This window comes from Enterobacter cloacae complex sp. P16RS2 (assembly GCF_014982155.1).
In the GTDB taxonomy this organism is placed as follows: Bacteria; Pseudomonadota; Gammaproteobacteria; order Enterobacterales; family Enterobacteriaceae; genus Enterobacter; species Enterobacter cloacae_M.
Genome location: NZ_JADCKW010000026.1, coordinates 1 through 15074 on the forward strand (window position 1 = coordinate 1; position 15074 = coordinate 15074).

A 15074-nucleotide genomic window follows, 5' to 3' on the forward strand; every position below is an offset into this window, starting at 1 on the left:
ATTAGAAGAACCCCGTACCGAAAGGTGCGGGGTTTTTTGCTTTGTGCGCAGAAAAGTCCGTTGGCGCTGTGCTTGCCGGGCCTGCGGGCTCAGTAGACCGAAAAAGGCAAAGCCGCCATCCGGCAACGCAGACGCACGATCCCACGGCAATGAGAAACAGGAATACAAAGAAGGGGTTTATAAACGCAGAAAAGCAAAAACCCAGCCATAGGCTGGGTTCTTTAAATAGTGGTGCCCGGACTCGGAATCGAACCAAGGACACGGGGATTTTCAATCCCCTGCTCTACCGACTGAGCTATCCGGGCAACGGAGCGCATTAAACCGCAATCACGCTCGATCGTCAACATTATTTCGGGAAAAGCTGTTCAACTGCTTAAGTTTGCGGCAATCTGTCCGCTTTCGCCGTGAAAATGCACAAATCTTCCAGACATAACCAGTGTAATACGGCAATGCTGACAGCAAGAGGAGGGCAGTATGGCAAATGACTGGCTTGAACTGCGTCAGCATGCAGATACGGGTATTGAGACGATTAAAGCGCATTTCGAAGGGCATGCCTTTGATCCGCACTGGCACGATAGCTATCTGGTTGGGATAACCCTCTCTGGCACGCAGCAGTTTCACTGCCGCCGCGAGCGTCATCGTAGCCAGCCGGGCGACGCATTTCTCCTTGAGCCTGGCGAGATCCACGACGGTGATGCGCCTGTAGAGGGCGGCTTTACCTATTTGACCTTCTATCTTGATGAGCGCTGGCTTACCCGTGCACTACAAGGGCTTTACGAATCTACTCCAGGGAGTTATTCACTCCACTTTGCCCAAACGCTGACGCGGGAGCCGCAGCTGGTGCGCGCTATCGGTGAGACATTCGCCACACTGCATAATGACGAGATAAAAATCGTTCAGCAGAGCACAATGGATAATCTGCTCTCCCGGATCACCGCCCACTGCCACTGGCGTAAGAAACTGCCGTCGCAGTTACAAAGCGCTGCCGTGGCGCATCGTGCGCGCGACTATCTCTATGCCCATATCGGTGAGAACGTGGGGCTGTCAGATCTTGCGCGCGAGACGGGCACGGATCGCTTTACCCTGACGCGCTGTTTTAAGCGCGAGTTCAACCTGGCGCCACACGCATGGCTTATTCAGCTTCGTCTGGCAAAGGCCCGACAGCTGCTGGCGCGCGGTGACCAGCCCGTTGATGTGGCTGCCGCAGTGGGATTTGCCGATCAAAGCCATCTGGGGCGTTGGTTTCAGCGTGCTTACCGCATCTCTCCTGCACACTACCGACGGTTGTGCACAAACCTTCCAGACGTTTCCAAAAAATAACGGCACATTCATGGCTCTAATAAAAAGGAGCCACCTGTGAGTTTGATACCCTTTCTGTTGTTCGCATTTGTCGCCTCCATTACGCCGGGGCCGACCAATATTCTCGTGCTGACGAACAGCCAGCACTTTGGCGTAAAAAATACCGTACCTGCTATTCTGGGCGGGTGTATCGCGGCCAGTGCGATCGTGCTGGTATCCGGCGCGGGCGCGGGGGAAGCGCTGCGTCAGTACCCTCTGATACGTCAGATAATGAGCTGGGCAGGCGTGCTGTGGCTAAGCTGGATGAGCTGGCAGCTGTTTCGCGCCCCGGCTGCCCGTCTCTCCGCTGAGCACCGTATCCGATTCACCGCTCGGGCGGCGGCGCTGCTGCAGATCGTGAACCCCAAAACCTGGATGATGGCGCTGGCCGTCGTCAGTCTGTTTGCCCCTGCTGGCGACCATGCATTGCGGGATATTGCGCTAATGGCGGTATGGTTTCTGCTGATCTCGATAGCCTGTTTGATGTGCTGGGCGTGGTTGGGTAAAGCGGTGAACCGAATTTTTCGCACCACCGTGGCGATGGTGCGGTTTCAGCGCCTGATGGCGCTGTGTCTGCTCATCTCCGCCTGGGCGGGAATGCTGGCTTAGGTCAGCGCTCCACCCATTCTGCATTGGGCAAAGCGTAGAATATCTTCCGCCAGGCGGTGCGCCGTGTCCACATCTGCCTGGCTACGGTTCACCAGCATGCGGCTGAGGCAACCTTCCAGCACCAGCTCCATCTGTTTAGCCACCATCGCAGGGTCATCGACTTCCAGCGTGGTCAGCAGCTCGTGGGTGAAGTCATGCGCCGCCCGTTTTTGCTGCTCCGCCAATTGGTGGATAGGATGGCCTGGGTCGGGAAAATAAGTGCAGGCGGCGATGAACAGGCAACCCGGGTAGCGGTTGTTGCTGACGCATTCGGTCAGCGCGGTATAGCGCGCCAGCAGCTTTTGCTCCGCGGTCAGTTCTTCATTCAGCATCAGTTGCCTGCGCCAGATATCAACCTGCTGGCTGAGATAGCGCAGGGCATCATAGAGTAGCGCCTCTTTATCCGGCCAGAAGCGCTTAAGTTCATCCAGAGGATAATCGATACGGTCGGCTACCATCTCAAGCGTGGTGCTGGCGATCCCTTGAATCTCAAGTAGTTGCAGGACTTGTCCCAGTACGTCTTCACGTTGCACGGTTATCTCCTCCGCTATTCCCAACGGTTTGTCCCGTTTAAAGTGTTGTTTACAGTTGGCGATTGCGCAAATGCGCGCTAAATGCCGCAGCATCCATAAACCCGGTTACACGCTGCCCTTGCTGCTCATGGCCCTGTTGATTGAAGAACAGAATGGTTGGCAGCCCGAGTACGTTAAGCTGCTTCAGCAGAGCCTTATCCTGCGCATTATTGGCGGTCACGTTAGCCTGGAGCAAAACGGTCTCTTTCAGGGCGCTTTGCACCTGTGGATCGCTAAAAGTATATTTTTCAAACTCTTTGCAGGCGACACACCAGTCGGCATAGAGATCGAGCATCACCGGTTTGCCTTTCGCCTCTGCCAGGGCGCTGTTAAGTTCATCCACGTTTTTAATCTGGGTGAAGTTCAGATGCGCTTGCGTCTGACCCACCGGTGTGCCGAACGCCCAGTCCTGCAGAGGGCGTACGCTCACCAGCGCGGCAGCCAGCAGCAGGATTTGCACCAGGCGCATCCATGGCTTCTTCGCCTCCAGGCTGACGATAAACGCCCATGTAAAGAACGCTACGCCGAGCATCGCCCACAGGCGCAAACCCCAGGCGTCGCCGATAATACGCTCAAGGAGGAACACCGGCAGCGCGAGGATGACAAAGCCAAATGCGGTTTTCACCGTCTCCATCCACGGGCCGCTCTTCGGCAGAAGTCGATTACCGAAAACCGTGACCAGAATCAGCGGCAGGCCCATGCCCAGGGCATACAGGTACAACGTTCCGCCGCCGAGCCACATGTTACCGCTCTGGGCGATATAGAGCAGGATGGCGCTCAGCGGCGCGGTGGTGCAGGGAGAGCATATCAGCCCAGCAATGGCACCCATCGCGAACACGCCGCCTGCGGAGCCGCCCTGCTGGCGGTTGCTCATCAGCGTTAAGCGAGTCTGCAAAGCCGACGGTAGCTGCAGGGTAAACAGGCCGAACATCGACAGTGCCAGCAGGATGAAGACCGCCGACAGGCCAATAAGGACGTAAGGATGCTGCAGTGCGGCCTGGAACTGTAACCCGGCAGCGGCAACCACGAGGCCGAGCGCCGTGTAGGTTAGCGCCATTCCCTGCACGTATATAAAAGCCAGCAGCAGCGCGCGGGCGGTAGAAAGACGCTGTTTGCCGCCCAGCACGATGCCAGAGATGAGCGGATACATCGGCAACACGCACGGCGTAAAGGCAATACCGATACCAATCAGTAAAGCCCACAACGCTGAGAACGGAAGGTCAGCGCTGTCGTTGGCTTTCTCAACCGCTGGGGCCGGCGTTACAGCAGCAGTCGCTTTCACTTCGCTAAGCGGCACGACTTTCGTTTCCGGCGGATAGCAGAATCCCGCGTCCGCGCATCCCTGATAGGTCACCGTCAGCGTCGCGCCTTTATCCGCCTGATTCACCGTAACGGGCACGCTCAGGCGCTGGCGGTAGATTTCACTCTTACCGTAGAACTCGTCCTCATGCCACTCGCCAGCGGGCAGCCGTAATGCGCCCACGTTTGCCTGGGCAGGGGTAATGCTCACCTGTTTGCGATAGAGGTAATAGCCCTCTTTCACCTGCCAGGTGAGCGTCAGATCGTGCTGGTTCTGCTGAAAATCGAAAACAAACGCCTGGTCGGCAGGAATAAAGTTCGAACGGCCGGGCGCGTCAAATAACCCGGCAAAAGCTGACGTGCTGCACAGCAGCAGGATCAGCGTAAGGAAGCGTTGAGCCATGAGAGATAGTCGTTATCGCCATGAACCACTGGCAATACCAGCAGCTCCGGGGTTTGGTATGGATGATGAGATTTGAGGCAGTCCAGGAGTGCCTGCTGATTCGCCAGATTGGTTTTGAGCAACATCTGGACTTCGTACTCTTGCTCCAGCTTGCCTTCCCAGTAATACAGGGAAGTGGCACCGGGGAGGAGCGTCACGCAGGCAGCCAGTTTTTCGGCCAGCACTTTGGCGGCGAGATCCTGGGCAGAGGCTTCATCAGGAGCGGTGCACAGTACGACAACAGCATCAGGCGTGTTCACAAGTCGACCTCCTCATCACGAAAGGCTTCACTATATCACGCAAGGCGGTTGGTCATTAATGAAACGGGCCGCAGAGCGGCCCGATTTTAACTATTTTTACAACCACTCACCGTTTACAGCACCACGCCGCCAATGATAAAGCCGAGGATCACGCAAAGTGAAATGGCGACCACGCCCGGAATCAGGAACGCGTGGTTAAACACATACTTACCGATACGTGTTGAGCCGGTGTCATCCATCTCCACCGCCGCCAGCAGGGTTGGGTAGGTTGGCAGAACGAACAGGGCGGAAACCGCCGCGAAAGAGGCAATCGCCGTCAGTGGCGTAACGCCCAGCATCAGTGCCGCAGGCATCAACGCTTTTGTGGTCGCCGCCTGGGAGTAAAGCAGGGTAGCGGCAAAGAACAGCACCACCGCCAGCAGCCACGGGTAGTTGTGCAGCAGGTCGCCTGCTACGGTCTGAATGTCGCTGATGTGCGCTTTCACGAAGGTATCACCAAGCCAGGCTACGCCGAGGACGCACACGCAGGCGCTCATACCGGATTTGAAGGTGCTGGCGTTCAGCACTTCGCTGGTGTCGATTTTACAGGTGATGCTAATCAGCGTCGCGATGGTCAGCATAAACACCACAATCGCTTCGTTACGCGGCAGGACCGGGTTCTGGATCAGGCCCACGGTGTCGCTGATGGCGGTCGCGTAGAACATCACCGCGACAATACCGATCAGAAACAGCAGCACGGAACGTTTTGCGTGCGGCTTCAGCTCGAAGACCTGGCTGCCGCGCAGCCTCACTTCACCCTTGGCAAGGCGTTCCTGGTAAACCGGATCGTCTTTCAGTTCGGCGCCGAGGAAGTTACACAGCACGGCAGTGATCATCACCGCGATCAGCGTCACCGGGATACAGATCGCCAGCAGCGTCAGGTAGCTCACGCCCATCGGCTCAAGGATACCGGCGAAGAAGACCACCGCAGCGGAAATCGGTGAGGCGGTAATCGCAATCTGGGACGCGACGACGGCAATAGAGAGCGGACGAGACGGACGGATACCCTGCTCTTTCGCCACTTCGGTAATCACCGGCAGCGTAGAGAAGGCGGTGTGGCCCGTACCGGCGAGAATGGTCATAAACCAGGTCACCAGCGGGGCAAGGAAGGTAATGTATTTTGGATGGCGGCGCAGCATACGCTCCGCCAGGCTTACCAGGTAGTCCATACCGCCTGCCACCTGCATGGCGGCGATAGCGGCAATAACTGCCATGATGATTTCGATAACGTCGAACGGGATTGCGCCGGGTTTAATCTGAAAGATAAGGGTAAGAACGAGCACCCCGAGACCGCCGGCAAAACCGATGCCGATACCCCCGAGTCTTGCTCCCAAATAAATCGCCAACAAGACGATGACGAGTTCTGCTCCAAACATAAGGACCTGCCTTGCTTATTAACAAGTTGATATTGAATTGTTGTATTTAGGTAACGCCTAAAAAGAAAAAAGGCACGTCACAAGTGACGTGCCTTAAGAAGCCTAGCCAGAACGGTTACTGTTCGCTTTCATCGGTATATCGTTTCGCTTTATATGCCGGGTGCATCAGGTTCTGGGCCGAGAAGATATCGTCCAGCTCAGCTTCGGTCAACAGCCCGCGCTCCAGCACCACTTCACGTACGCTCTTACCGGTTTCGGCGCAAATCTTACCGACGATATCACCGTTGTGGTGACCGATGAACGGGTTGAGGTAGGTGACGATCCCGATGGAGTTGTAGACATAACCCTCACAGACTTCTTTATTCGCCGTTATGCCGTTAATGCATTTTTCCAGCAGGTTGTAGCAGGCGTTGGTCAGGATGTGGATGGATTCAAACATCGCCTGGCCAATCACTGGCTCCATCACGTTCAACTGCAGCTGACCCGCTTCAGAGGCCATGGTCACGGTCGTATCGTTACCGATGACTTTGAAGCAAACCTGGTTCACCACTTCTGGAACCACCGGGTTCACCTTGGCTGGCATGATGGATGAACCGGCCTGCAGCTCTGGCAGGTTAATTTCATTCAGGCCAGCGCGCGGACCGGAAGAGAGCAGGCGCAGGTCGTTACAGATTTTGGACAGTTTCACCGCCAGACGTTTCAGGGCGCTGTGTACCATGACGTAGGCGCCGCAGTCGGAGGTGGCTTCAATCAGGTCTTCTGCAGGCACAACCGGCAGGTTAGAGACTTCAGCCAGCTTCTGTACCGCCAGCTGCTGATAGCCATCCGGGGTGTTCAGACGGGTACCGATGGCGGTGGCGCCCAGGTTCACTTCCAGCAGCAGCTCGGAGGTGCGCAGCAGGTTTTTGGTCTCTTCGTTCAGCAGTACGTTAAACGCGTGGAATTCCTGGCCGAGGGTCATCGGCACCGCGTCCTGCAGCTGGGTACGACCCATTTTCAGGATGTCCTGGAACTCAACCGCTTTACGCTGGAAGCCATCACCCAGCTGGTTGATCGCATCCACCAGTTTCACCACAGAGGCATACACCGCGATACGGAAGCCGGTAGGGTAGGCGTCGTTGGTAGACTGGCATTTGTTTACGTGATCGTTCGGGTTCAGGTACTGGTATTCACCTTTCTGGTGACCCATCAGCTCCAGGCCAATGTTTGCCAGTACTTCGTTGGTATTCATGTTGACGGAGGTGCCCGCGCCGCCCTGATAGACGTCAACCGGGAACTGGTCCATGCATTTGCCGTTGTTCAGCACTTCATCGCAGGCTGCGATAATCGCATTTGCCGCGCTTTTAGGAATGGTTTGCAGCTCTTTGTTGGCCAGTGCTGCGGCTTTCTTCACCATCACCATGCCACGGACAAACTCAGGGATGTCGCTGATTTTGCTGTTGCTGATGTAGAAGTTTTCAATCGCTCTCAGAGTGTGGACACCGTAGTAGGCATCCGCTGGAACTTCCCTGGTACCCAACAAGTCTTCTTCGATACGAATGTTGTTTAACATGTGAACCTTCTTTTCAAGCTGCCGATGGATTGTACTAAACACACAGTATTTATGTGGTTTTGAATATTTTCTGACCGACGATTATTCCCTCAATCAGCCAGATGTTCGAGATCATATGCTGATGATAGCGAATTGCCGTAAGCTGGATCACTTATTATCGAGCCGATTCCATGATAATTATTAATCTGTGAAATGGGTCACCGCTTTAAAATTTCCAAAAAAAATATCCGTGCAAACTGATTGAATTTTCGCTAACCGTCACCATCTCATACAAACGCGCGTCGCGAACACATTCAGACAGGGGCCCGATGGCCTCTGCCACACAGGAGATGCCAGTGCGCTGGATACCGTTTATTGCTTTCTTTCTCTATGTTTACATTGAGATTTCCATTTTCATCCAGGTTGCCCATGTGCTGGGCGTCCTGCTGACGCTGATTCTGGTGATTTTCACCTCCGTCATCGGCATGTCGCTGGTGCGTAATCAGGGTTTCAAAAATTTCCTGATAATGCAGCAGAAGATGGCCGCAGGGGAAAGCCCGGCGGAAGAGATGATCAAAAGCGTGTCATTGATTATTGCGGGGCTGCTGCTGATCCTGCCGGGGTTCTTCACTGACTTCCTCGGCCTGCTGCTGCTTCTGCCGCCGGTGCAAAAACACCTGACCATGAAGCTGCTGCCGCATCTGCGCTTTAGCCGAATGCCGGGGGGCGGATTTAGCACCGGGCCGGGCGATACTTTCGAAGGGGAGTATCAGCGTAAGGATGAACAGCACGACCGTTTAGACCATAAAGACGATCGGTAATGTTTTTGCCCGGTGGCGCTTCGCCTACCGGGCCTCCGGGAGCGCACCGCGCTTCGGCAAAAATACCCATAGCCCTGTCAGCATGACAATCGCGTACAGACTCTTCCATCCCACCATCGCCAGCAACAGCAGGCAAAGCAAACCCCCGACGACCGCCAGAGCTTTATAGCGACCTTTCAGCAAACGACATCCCGCCAGCATGCACAGCAGGTAGATCATGATGAAAATGCCGTTGGCGTAGACGATCAGCGCGTCCAGATTAATCTTCAGTGCGTAAATACACAGCGTGCTTACCACGCAGCAGCCCAGTACGGCATTCAGGGCATTCAGCGGAAGCTGGCGTTTAGACAGGCGCGCGAGGCGATTCTCAGGTTTGTCGAGCGCCTGCGACCACACCAGCCGGGCAAAGCTCTGGATATAAATATTGAGGCTGGCAAAACAGGCGAGATAGCCGATGACGCAGGCGATCCATAGCGCCTTCACGCCGAACAATTCCACCACGATACCCGGCAGCGATGCCGCGGCGGCGAGATCCGCTCCGAACGCGTGGAAGTGTAAGACCAGCACGGTACACGCCCAATAGACCGTGCCAGCAAGCAGCAGGCCTATCATCAGCGCGCGGGGGAAATCGCGTTCAGGCTGCTTAAATTCAGAGGCCAGATGGGCAAAGGCTTCCAGGCCGACAAAACACCAGAACATGACGGAGAGCGCGGCGAAAAGCTCGGAATGGTCGACGTCGGTCAGCGCCGGGAAGGGAATTTCCTTTATTGTGATATCGCCCGCCCACCAGATTGCGACAACGAGCGCGACGATCAGCACCGCAACCAGCGTCTGCAGGTTGGCGCTGGAGCTGGCGCCGCGAGATCCCACCCACCAGACGATCGCCAGCGTACCCAGTTCGGCCAGCAATAACTGCTCGTTATGCCAGCCAAAAAGCGCCTGACTAAAGCCGGTCGCAATATGCAACGCCGCAGGTAGGCCAACCGGAATGACGGAGAGAAACAGCCAGCCGGTGACACGCTGCAGCCGCGGGCCAAAGGCCAGTCCGACAAAGTGCGCCACGCCGCCCGCGCTGGGGAAATGCCGCCCCAGGATGGCAAACACAATGGCTATCGGGAAAACCAATACAATCAGCGCCGGCCACGCCCACAGGCTGTTATTTCCAGCCACCAGCGCCGCCAGTGCGGGTACGGCAAACACGCCCGTACCTAACAAGGAGGTTGAGAGCAGTCCGACGCCCTGCGCCAGCCCCAGCTCCTGCTTGAGTCCACTCATTGACATCGCCCTGCCAGTACCAAAAGAGAGGCGATGGTAACACTTTCGCAAATTTTTTTTTCGACTCCCCCTTGAAGGGGGAAAAAGCTATCCCCATCTCTCAGGGCACTAGTCGGAAAACCGCATGCGGGCCGGCGTCATCCATAACTGATAATGACTTTCTCAAAGGAGAGCTATCAATGAGTATTCGTCCGTTACATGATCGTGTGATCGTCAAACGTAAAGAAGTTGAAACCAAGTCTGCTGGCGGCATCGTTCTGACCGGTTCTGCAGCAGCCAAATCAACGCGTGGCGAAATCATCGCTGTCGGTAAGGGCCGCATCCTGGAAAACGGAACTGTGCAGCCGCTGGACGTTAAAGTTGGTGACATCGTAATTTTCAACGATGGCTACGGCGTGAAATCCGAGAAGATCGACAATGAAGAAGTGTTGATCATGTCCGAGAGCGACATTCTGGCAATTGTTGAAGCGTAATTTACGCACGAGAATTTGAGGAAATAAGAACATGGCAGCTAAAGACGTAAAATTCGGTAACGACGCTCGTGTAAAAATGCTCCGCGGCGTAAACGTACTGGCAGATGCAGTTAAAGTGACCCTGGGCCCGAAAGGCCGCAACGTAGTGCTGGATAAATCCTTCGGCGCGCCAACCATCACCAAAGATGGTGTTTCTGTAGCACGTGAAATCGAGCTGGAAGACAAGTTCGAAAACATGGGTGCGCAGATGGTGAAAGAAGTTGCCTCTAAAGCGAACGACGCTGCAGGTGACGGTACCACCACCGCGACCGTTCTGGCGCAGGCGATCATCACCGAAGGTCTGAAAGCCGTTGCTGCGGGCATGAACCCAATGGATCTGAAACGTGGTATCGACAAAGCTGTCGCCTCCGCTGTTGAAGAACTGAAAGCGCTGTCCGTACCGTGCTCTGACTCTAAAGCCATTGCTCAGGTTGGTACTATCTCCGCTAACTCCGACGAAACCGTAGGTAAACTGATCGCTGAAGCGATGGACAAAGTCGGTAAAGAAGGCGTAATCACCGTTGAAGACGGTACCGGTCTGGAAGACGAACTGGACGTGGTAGAAGGTATGCAGTTCGACCGCGGTTACCTGTCCCCATACTTCATCAACAAGCCAGAAACTGGCGCTGTTGAGCTGGAAAGCCCATTCATCCTGCTGGCTGATAAGAAAATCTCCAACATCCGCGAAATGCTGCCAGTACTGGAAGCCGTTGCGAAAGCAGGCAAGCCTCTGGTTATCATCGCTGAAGACGTTGAAGGCGAAGCGCTGGCGACCCTGGTGGTTAACACCATGCGCGGCATCGTGAAAGTGGCTGCGGTTAAAGCACCTGGCTTCGGCGATCGCCGTAAAGCGATGCTGCAGGATATCGCTACCCTGACTGGCGGTACCGTGATCTCTGAAGAGATCGGTATGGAGCTGGAAAAAGCGACCCTGGAAGACCTGGGCCAGGCGAAACGCGTTGTGATCAACAAAGACACCACCACCATCATCGACGGTGTGGGTGAAGAAGCCGCTATTCAGGGCCGCGTGGGTCAGATCCGTAAGCAGATCGAAGAAGCGACTTCCGATTACGACCGTGAAAAACTGCAGGAGCGCGTAGCGAAACTGGCAGGCGGCGTTGCGGTAATCAAAGTCGGTGCAGCTACCGAAGTTGAAATGAAAGAGAAAAAAGCACGCGTTGACGATGCTCTGCACGCGACCCGTGCTGCGGTAGAAGAAGGCGTGGTTGCTGGTGGTGGTGTTGCGCTGGTGCGTGTTGCCGCTAAACTGGCAGGCCTGACCGCACAGAACGAAGATCAGAACGTGGGTATCAAAGTTGCGCTGCGCGCAATGGAAGCCCCTCTGCGTCAGATCGTTTCTAACGCCGGTGAAGAGCCATCTGTGGTTGCGAACAATGTGAAAGCGGGCGAAGGTAACTACGGTTACAACGCAGCAACTGAAGAATACGGCAACATGATCGACTTCGGTATCCTGGACCCAACTAAAGTGACCCGTTCTGCTCTGCAGTACGCGGCATCTGTCGCTGGCCTGATGATCACCACCGAGTGCATGGTAACCGACCTGCCTAAAGGCGATGCACCTGACTTAGGTGCTGCTGGCATGGGCGGCATGGGCGGTATGGGCGGCATGATGTAATCGTGCGTTCTACGTCGTAGAATGTGAAAAACCCCTGGGCAGAAATGCTCGGGGGTTTTTCTTTTGGTCATCTTTTAGGTATAAGATTTACACACGGACAACTACTGTCCAGCTTATTGAAAACGAGGAATAACATGCGCGTAAAAGTCTGTGCAGGGATTGTAGGGGCAGCATTGCTGCTGGCGGGTTGTAGCTCCAGCAATGAGCTGTCGGCAGCGGGCCAGGGCGTTCGCTTTGTGGAAGATAAGCCTGGCAGTGAATGTCAGCTGTTAGGCACGGCAACCGGTGAGCAAAGTAACTGGATGTCAGGGCAGCATGGCGAAGAAGGCGGCTCGATGCGCGGTGCGGCGAATGCCCTGCGTAACCAGGCTGCGGCAATGGGCGGTAACGTGATTTACGGTGTGAGCAGCCCAACGCAGAGCATGCTGTCCAGCTTCGTGCCGACCGCCAGCCAGATGAACGGCCAGGTCTACAAGTGCCCAAACTGATTGCCTTTTCCCTCTCCCTGTGGGAGAGGGTTAGGGGAAACTAGCGCTGCCGCAGCTGCAAATCCAGCGGCGTCTTGCTCGGCTCTCCTCCAATCTCGCGTGCCAGCTTCGGCACCATATAGCCTGAAACCAGCGTTAACAGTTCGCGCATAATCTGCCGGGCTTTTTCATCCGTCACCATGAAATGGGCCGCGCCCTGAACGCGATCCAGCACGTGCAGGTAATAGGGCATCACGCCCGCATCAAACAGGGCATTGCTCAGGTCAGCCAGCACGCGGGCGCTGTCATTGACGCCGCGCAGCAGCACGCTCTGGTTTAGCAGCGTCACGCCCGCTTTACGCAGACGCGCCATCGCCGCGCGAAAGTCATCGTCAATTTCGTTCGCGTGGTTGATATGGTTCACCAGCAGCACCTGCAATCTTGACTGCTCCAGGCGTGACACCAGGCCGTCAGTGACACGTGCCGGAATGACAATCGGTAAACGGCTGTGAATACGCAGGCGCTTGACGTGCGGAATGGCTTCAAGCTGGGTTAGCAGCCAGTCCAGCTCATGATCTTTTGCCATCAGCGGGTCACCGCCGGAAAAAATAATCTCATCCAGCTCCGGATGGGCGGCGATATAGTCCAGCGCGACCTGCCAGTTGCGTTTATTGCCCTGGTTTTCGGCATACGGGAAGTGCCGACGGAAGCAATAACGACAATTTACCGCACAGCCGCCTTTTACCAGCAGCAGGGCGCGGTTGAGATACTTGTGCAGTAAACCCGGCACCACGCTGTTCTGCTCTTCCAGCGGATCGGTGCTGTATCCCGGCGCGGTGATAAACTCATCCTGCGAAGTAAGCGTTTGTTTTAAAAGTGGATCGTCGGGGTTGCCTTTCTCCATTCGCGCCACAAACGCACGGGGAACGCGCAGGGCGAAAAGGCGCTTTGCCTCGCGGCCTGCAAGCAACTCTCGGTGCTGATCGAGGTCTAAAAGACGCAGCAATTCATCAGGACTGGTGATTACATCGGCAAGTTGCGATAACCAATCTTCTCTGGACGGGGTGTTTAGGGTTACAATATGCGCCATTTTGTGGCTTAGCTACCAGTTAACAAATTTAGAGGGCCTTATGGCAACGTACTATAGCAACGATTTTCGTGCTGGTCTTAAAATCATGATGGACGGCGAACCGTACGCGGTTGAAGCCAGCGAATTCGTTAAACCAGGTAAAGGCCAGGCATTCGCACGCGTTAAGCTGCGCCGTCTGCTGACCGGTACCCGTGTTGAGAAAACCTTCAAGTCTACTGACTCCGCTGAAGGCGCTGATGTTGTTGATATGAACCTGACCTATCTGTACAACGACGGTGAGTTCTGGCATTTCATGAACAACTCCACTTTCGAACAGCTGTCTGCTGATGAGAAAGCGGTAGGTGATAGCGCTAAATGGCTGCTGGATCAGGCTGAGTGCATCGTGACCCTGTGGAACGGCCAGCCTATCGCTGTCACCCCACCAAACTTCGTTGAACTGGAAATCGTTGAAACCGATCCAGGTCTGAAAGGTGATACCGCAGGTACCGGTGGTAAACCAGCCAAACTGTCTACCGGCGCAGTGGTTAAAGTTCCACTGTTCGTACAGACTGGCGAAGTGATCAAAGTGGATACCCGCTCCGGCGAATACGTATCCCGCGTGAAGTAATTTACGTCATGATTGAAGGCGCAGCGCCCGCTGCGCCTGATTTTTGCAGGCAGGGATGATGAAACGTACCGTTAAAATTCTGCTTCTTTTAGCGCTTTCCAGCGCATTGCTTTCCGGCTGTAACACCACCCGTGGGATGGGACAAGATATCCAGGATCTCGGTCATATCATTTCTCACGCCGCTAGCTAAGTTCGTCTAATTTTCCTAAAAATGCTTCCTTTTCGTCAACCGGCGGGATCTTGTCTATTCTTAAGTTGCTATACACAAAACAACTTTGGCTATAAAAGGAAGATATTATGGTTAAGAAAACAATTGCAGCGATCTTTTCAGTCCTGGTACTTTCTTCAGTGTTAACTGCCTGTAATACCACGCGTGGCGTCGGTCAGGACATTTCTGAAGGTGGTAGCGCAATCTCCGGTGCGGCAACCAAAGCTCAGCAGTAATTAACATACGGTACGAGACCAGCGGGTTTCGTACCGTCAGCTTTTTGATTCCTGCAGGGATAAGAACGGAGAAAAACGCGTATCCATATGCAATTTCATGCGGATATTGCGTTTATAGGTATACACCGTTTTTCCGTTGATACTCAGGTGAGCGGCAATTTTTTGATTGCTCGCACCGTCCATCCACAATGTCAGCACTTTCTCTTCCTGTCGGGTCAGCAAGGGGGCCGCCGCCGTTGGCCTGTCAGCGCTGGCGCGTGAGATTAATACGTTGTTGATCGTCGTTGCCACTTCTTCGAGACTGGCGTTTTTCAACAGCGACGACCACACAGGGAACTGTCCGAGCCAGTCGGTCATGCCGCGGTCCTCTCCCGATTGCAGCAAAATAAACGGTAATCGTTCACTGGCGCTCAGCAACGATGAGAGCTGCTGAAAATGATGAATATCCTGCCTGAAGCCGTAAAGATCGGCGATAACCAGCGTGGGTTTCCATTGCAGAATGTGCTCCCTGGCAAGGAACAGATTATTTAACCCGGTCACAACGTAGTGTCCCGGGAACAAACCGGAATGATTGAGCCATGCTTCAAACCCCGTGCGGGTGAAGTGACAACGGTCAATCAAAAGAATTTTGAACATATTTTATTCGCAGTCGGCTAGTGGTTTGGCTTCCTGCCATCAGAAAGCACATCATCATAGAGAAGTCGGATGAGTGCTAAA

17 protein-coding genes and 1 tRNA gene are annotated in these 15074 nt (G+C 54.8%); 9 read left to right on the top strand and 9 right to left on the bottom strand.

Features of this window, described 5'->3' with window-relative positions:
- Window positions 1-229 precede the first annotated feature (229 nt).
- Window positions 230-305 (bottom strand) — tRNA-Phe (locus tag INF68_RS16590).
- Window positions 306-474: 169 nt separating this feature from the next.
- Between INF68_RS16590 and INF68_RS16595 the strand changes: the two genes are divergently transcribed.
- Both INF68_RS16595 and INF68_RS16600 read left to right on the top strand, forming a co-directional pair.
- Window positions 475-1320 (top strand): AraC family transcriptional regulator, encoded by an 846-nt coding sequence (locus tag INF68_RS16595; protein ID WP_109845690.1) that lies wholly within the window; start codon window positions 475-477, stop codon window positions 1318-1320.
- A gap of 36 nt (window positions 1321-1356) precedes the next feature.
- Window positions 1357-1947 (top strand): LysE family translocator, encoded by a 591-nt coding sequence (locus INF68_RS16600; protein ID WP_109845691.1) that lies wholly within the window; start codon window positions 1357-1359, stop codon window positions 1945-1947.
- Here INF68_RS16600 and INF68_RS16605 read toward each other — a convergent pair.
- The 5 genes from INF68_RS16605 to aspA all read right to left on the bottom strand — a co-directional run bounded on the left by INF68_RS16605 (window position 1944) and on the right by aspA (window position 7526).
- Window positions 1944-2519, bottom strand: coding sequence for a transcriptional regulator (locus INF68_RS16605; RefSeq protein ID WP_045404825.1), 576 nt, complete (start codon window positions 2517-2519; stop codon window positions 1944-1946). The genes INF68_RS16600 and INF68_RS16605 overlap by 4 nt on opposite strands.
- Before the next feature lie 49 nt (window positions 2520-2568).
- Entirely contained in the window at window positions 2569-4260 is a 1692-nt protein-coding gene (locus INF68_RS16610; RefSeq protein WP_126787401.1) for a protein-disulfide reductase DsbD, read from the bottom strand.
- A complete protein-coding gene (gene cutA, locus INF68_RS16615; RefSeq protein ID WP_014168278.1) occupies window positions 4236-4559 on the bottom strand; it encodes a divalent cation tolerance protein CutA in 324 nt (107 codons plus the stop codon). Before cutA ends, INF68_RS16610 begins: the two co-directional genes overlap by 25 nt.
- Window positions 4560-4672: 113 nt before the next feature.
- The gene (locus INF68_RS16620) at window positions 4673-5974 is read right to left on the bottom strand and encodes an anaerobic C4-dicarboxylate transporter (protein ID WP_023334226.1); all 1302 of its coding nucleotides are present in this window, start codon (window positions 5972-5974) and stop codon (window positions 4673-4675) included.
- A gap of 115 nt (window positions 5975-6089) precedes the next feature.
- Window positions 6090-7526: an aspartate ammonia-lyase gene (aspA, locus tag INF68_RS16625; protein WP_003855923.1), complete on the bottom strand. Its 1437-nt coding sequence runs from the start codon at window positions 7524-7526 to the stop codon at window positions 6090-6092.
- A 335-nt stretch (window positions 7527-7861) separates the two neighbouring features.
- On the opposite strand from aspA, the gene INF68_RS16630 reads away from it, so the two are divergent.
- Window positions 7862-8326: an FxsA family protein gene (locus tag INF68_RS16630; RefSeq protein WP_023616652.1), complete on the top strand. Its 465-nt coding sequence runs from the start codon at window positions 7862-7864 to the stop codon at window positions 8324-8326.
- A gap of 24 nt (window positions 8327-8350) precedes the next feature.
- Here the strand turns inward: INF68_RS16630 and yjeH are convergent, their stop codons facing one another.
- Window positions 8351-9601 (bottom strand): L-methionine/branched-chain amino acid transporter, encoded by a 1251-nt coding sequence (yjeH, locus tag INF68_RS16635; protein WP_126787400.1) that lies wholly within the window; start codon window positions 9599-9601, stop codon window positions 8351-8353.
- A gap of 179 nt (window positions 9602-9780) precedes the next feature.
- Between yjeH and INF68_RS16640 the strand changes: the two genes are divergently transcribed.
- The 3 genes from INF68_RS16640 to INF68_RS16650 all read left to right on the top strand — a co-directional run bounded on the left by INF68_RS16640 (window position 9781) and on the right by INF68_RS16650 (window position 12237).
- Entirely contained in the window at window positions 9781-10074 is a 294-nt protein-coding gene (locus INF68_RS16640; protein WP_003855929.1) for a co-chaperone GroES, read from the top strand.
- A gap of 31 nt (window positions 10075-10105) precedes the next feature.
- Window positions 10106-11749, top strand: a complete 1644-nt coding sequence (gene groL, locus INF68_RS16645; protein ID WP_023310114.1) for a chaperonin GroEL — start codon at window positions 10106-10108, stop codon at window positions 11747-11749.
- Window positions 11750-11883: 134 nt separating this feature from the next.
- Entirely contained in the window at window positions 11884-12237 is a 354-nt protein-coding gene (locus INF68_RS16650; RefSeq protein ID WP_023310115.1) for a DUF4156 domain-containing protein, read from the top strand.
- Between the two features lie 40 nt (window positions 12238-12277).
- On the opposite strand, the gene epmB is transcribed toward INF68_RS16650, so the two are convergent.
- Window positions 12278-13306, bottom strand: a complete 1029-nt coding sequence (gene epmB / locus INF68_RS16655; RefSeq protein ID WP_109845695.1) for an EF-P beta-lysylation protein EpmB — start codon at window positions 13304-13306, stop codon at window positions 12278-12280.
- 40 nt (window positions 13307-13346) lie between these two features.
- Here epmB and efp point away from each other — a divergent pair, with 40 nt between their 5' ends.
- From efp to ecnB, 3 genes are all read left to right on the top strand, one after another.
- The gene (gene efp / locus INF68_RS16660) at window positions 13347-13913 is read left to right on the top strand and encodes an elongation factor P (RefSeq protein WP_008502940.1); all 567 of its coding nucleotides are present in this window, start codon (window positions 13347-13349) and stop codon (window positions 13911-13913) included.
- A gap of 58 nt (window positions 13914-13971) precedes the next feature.
- The gene (locus INF68_RS16665) at window positions 13972-14103 is read left to right on the top strand and encodes an entericidin A/B family lipoprotein (RefSeq protein ID WP_024907352.1); all 132 of its coding nucleotides are present in this window, start codon (window positions 13972-13974) and stop codon (window positions 14101-14103) included.
- Between the two features lie 107 nt (window positions 14104-14210).
- On the top strand, window positions 14211-14357 hold the full coding sequence (ecnB, locus tag INF68_RS16670; RefSeq protein ID WP_003025482.1) for a lipoprotein toxin entericidin B: 147 nt from the start codon (window positions 14211-14213) through the stop codon (window positions 14355-14357).
- 36 nt (window positions 14358-14393) lie between these two features.
- On the opposite strand, the gene INF68_RS16675 is transcribed toward ecnB, so the two are convergent.
- The gene (locus INF68_RS16675) at window positions 14394-14993 is read right to left on the bottom strand and encodes a LuxR C-terminal-related transcriptional regulator (RefSeq protein WP_126787399.1); all 600 of its coding nucleotides are present in this window, start codon (window positions 14991-14993) and stop codon (window positions 14394-14396) included.
- Between the last annotated feature and the right edge of the window lie 81 nt (window positions 14994-15074).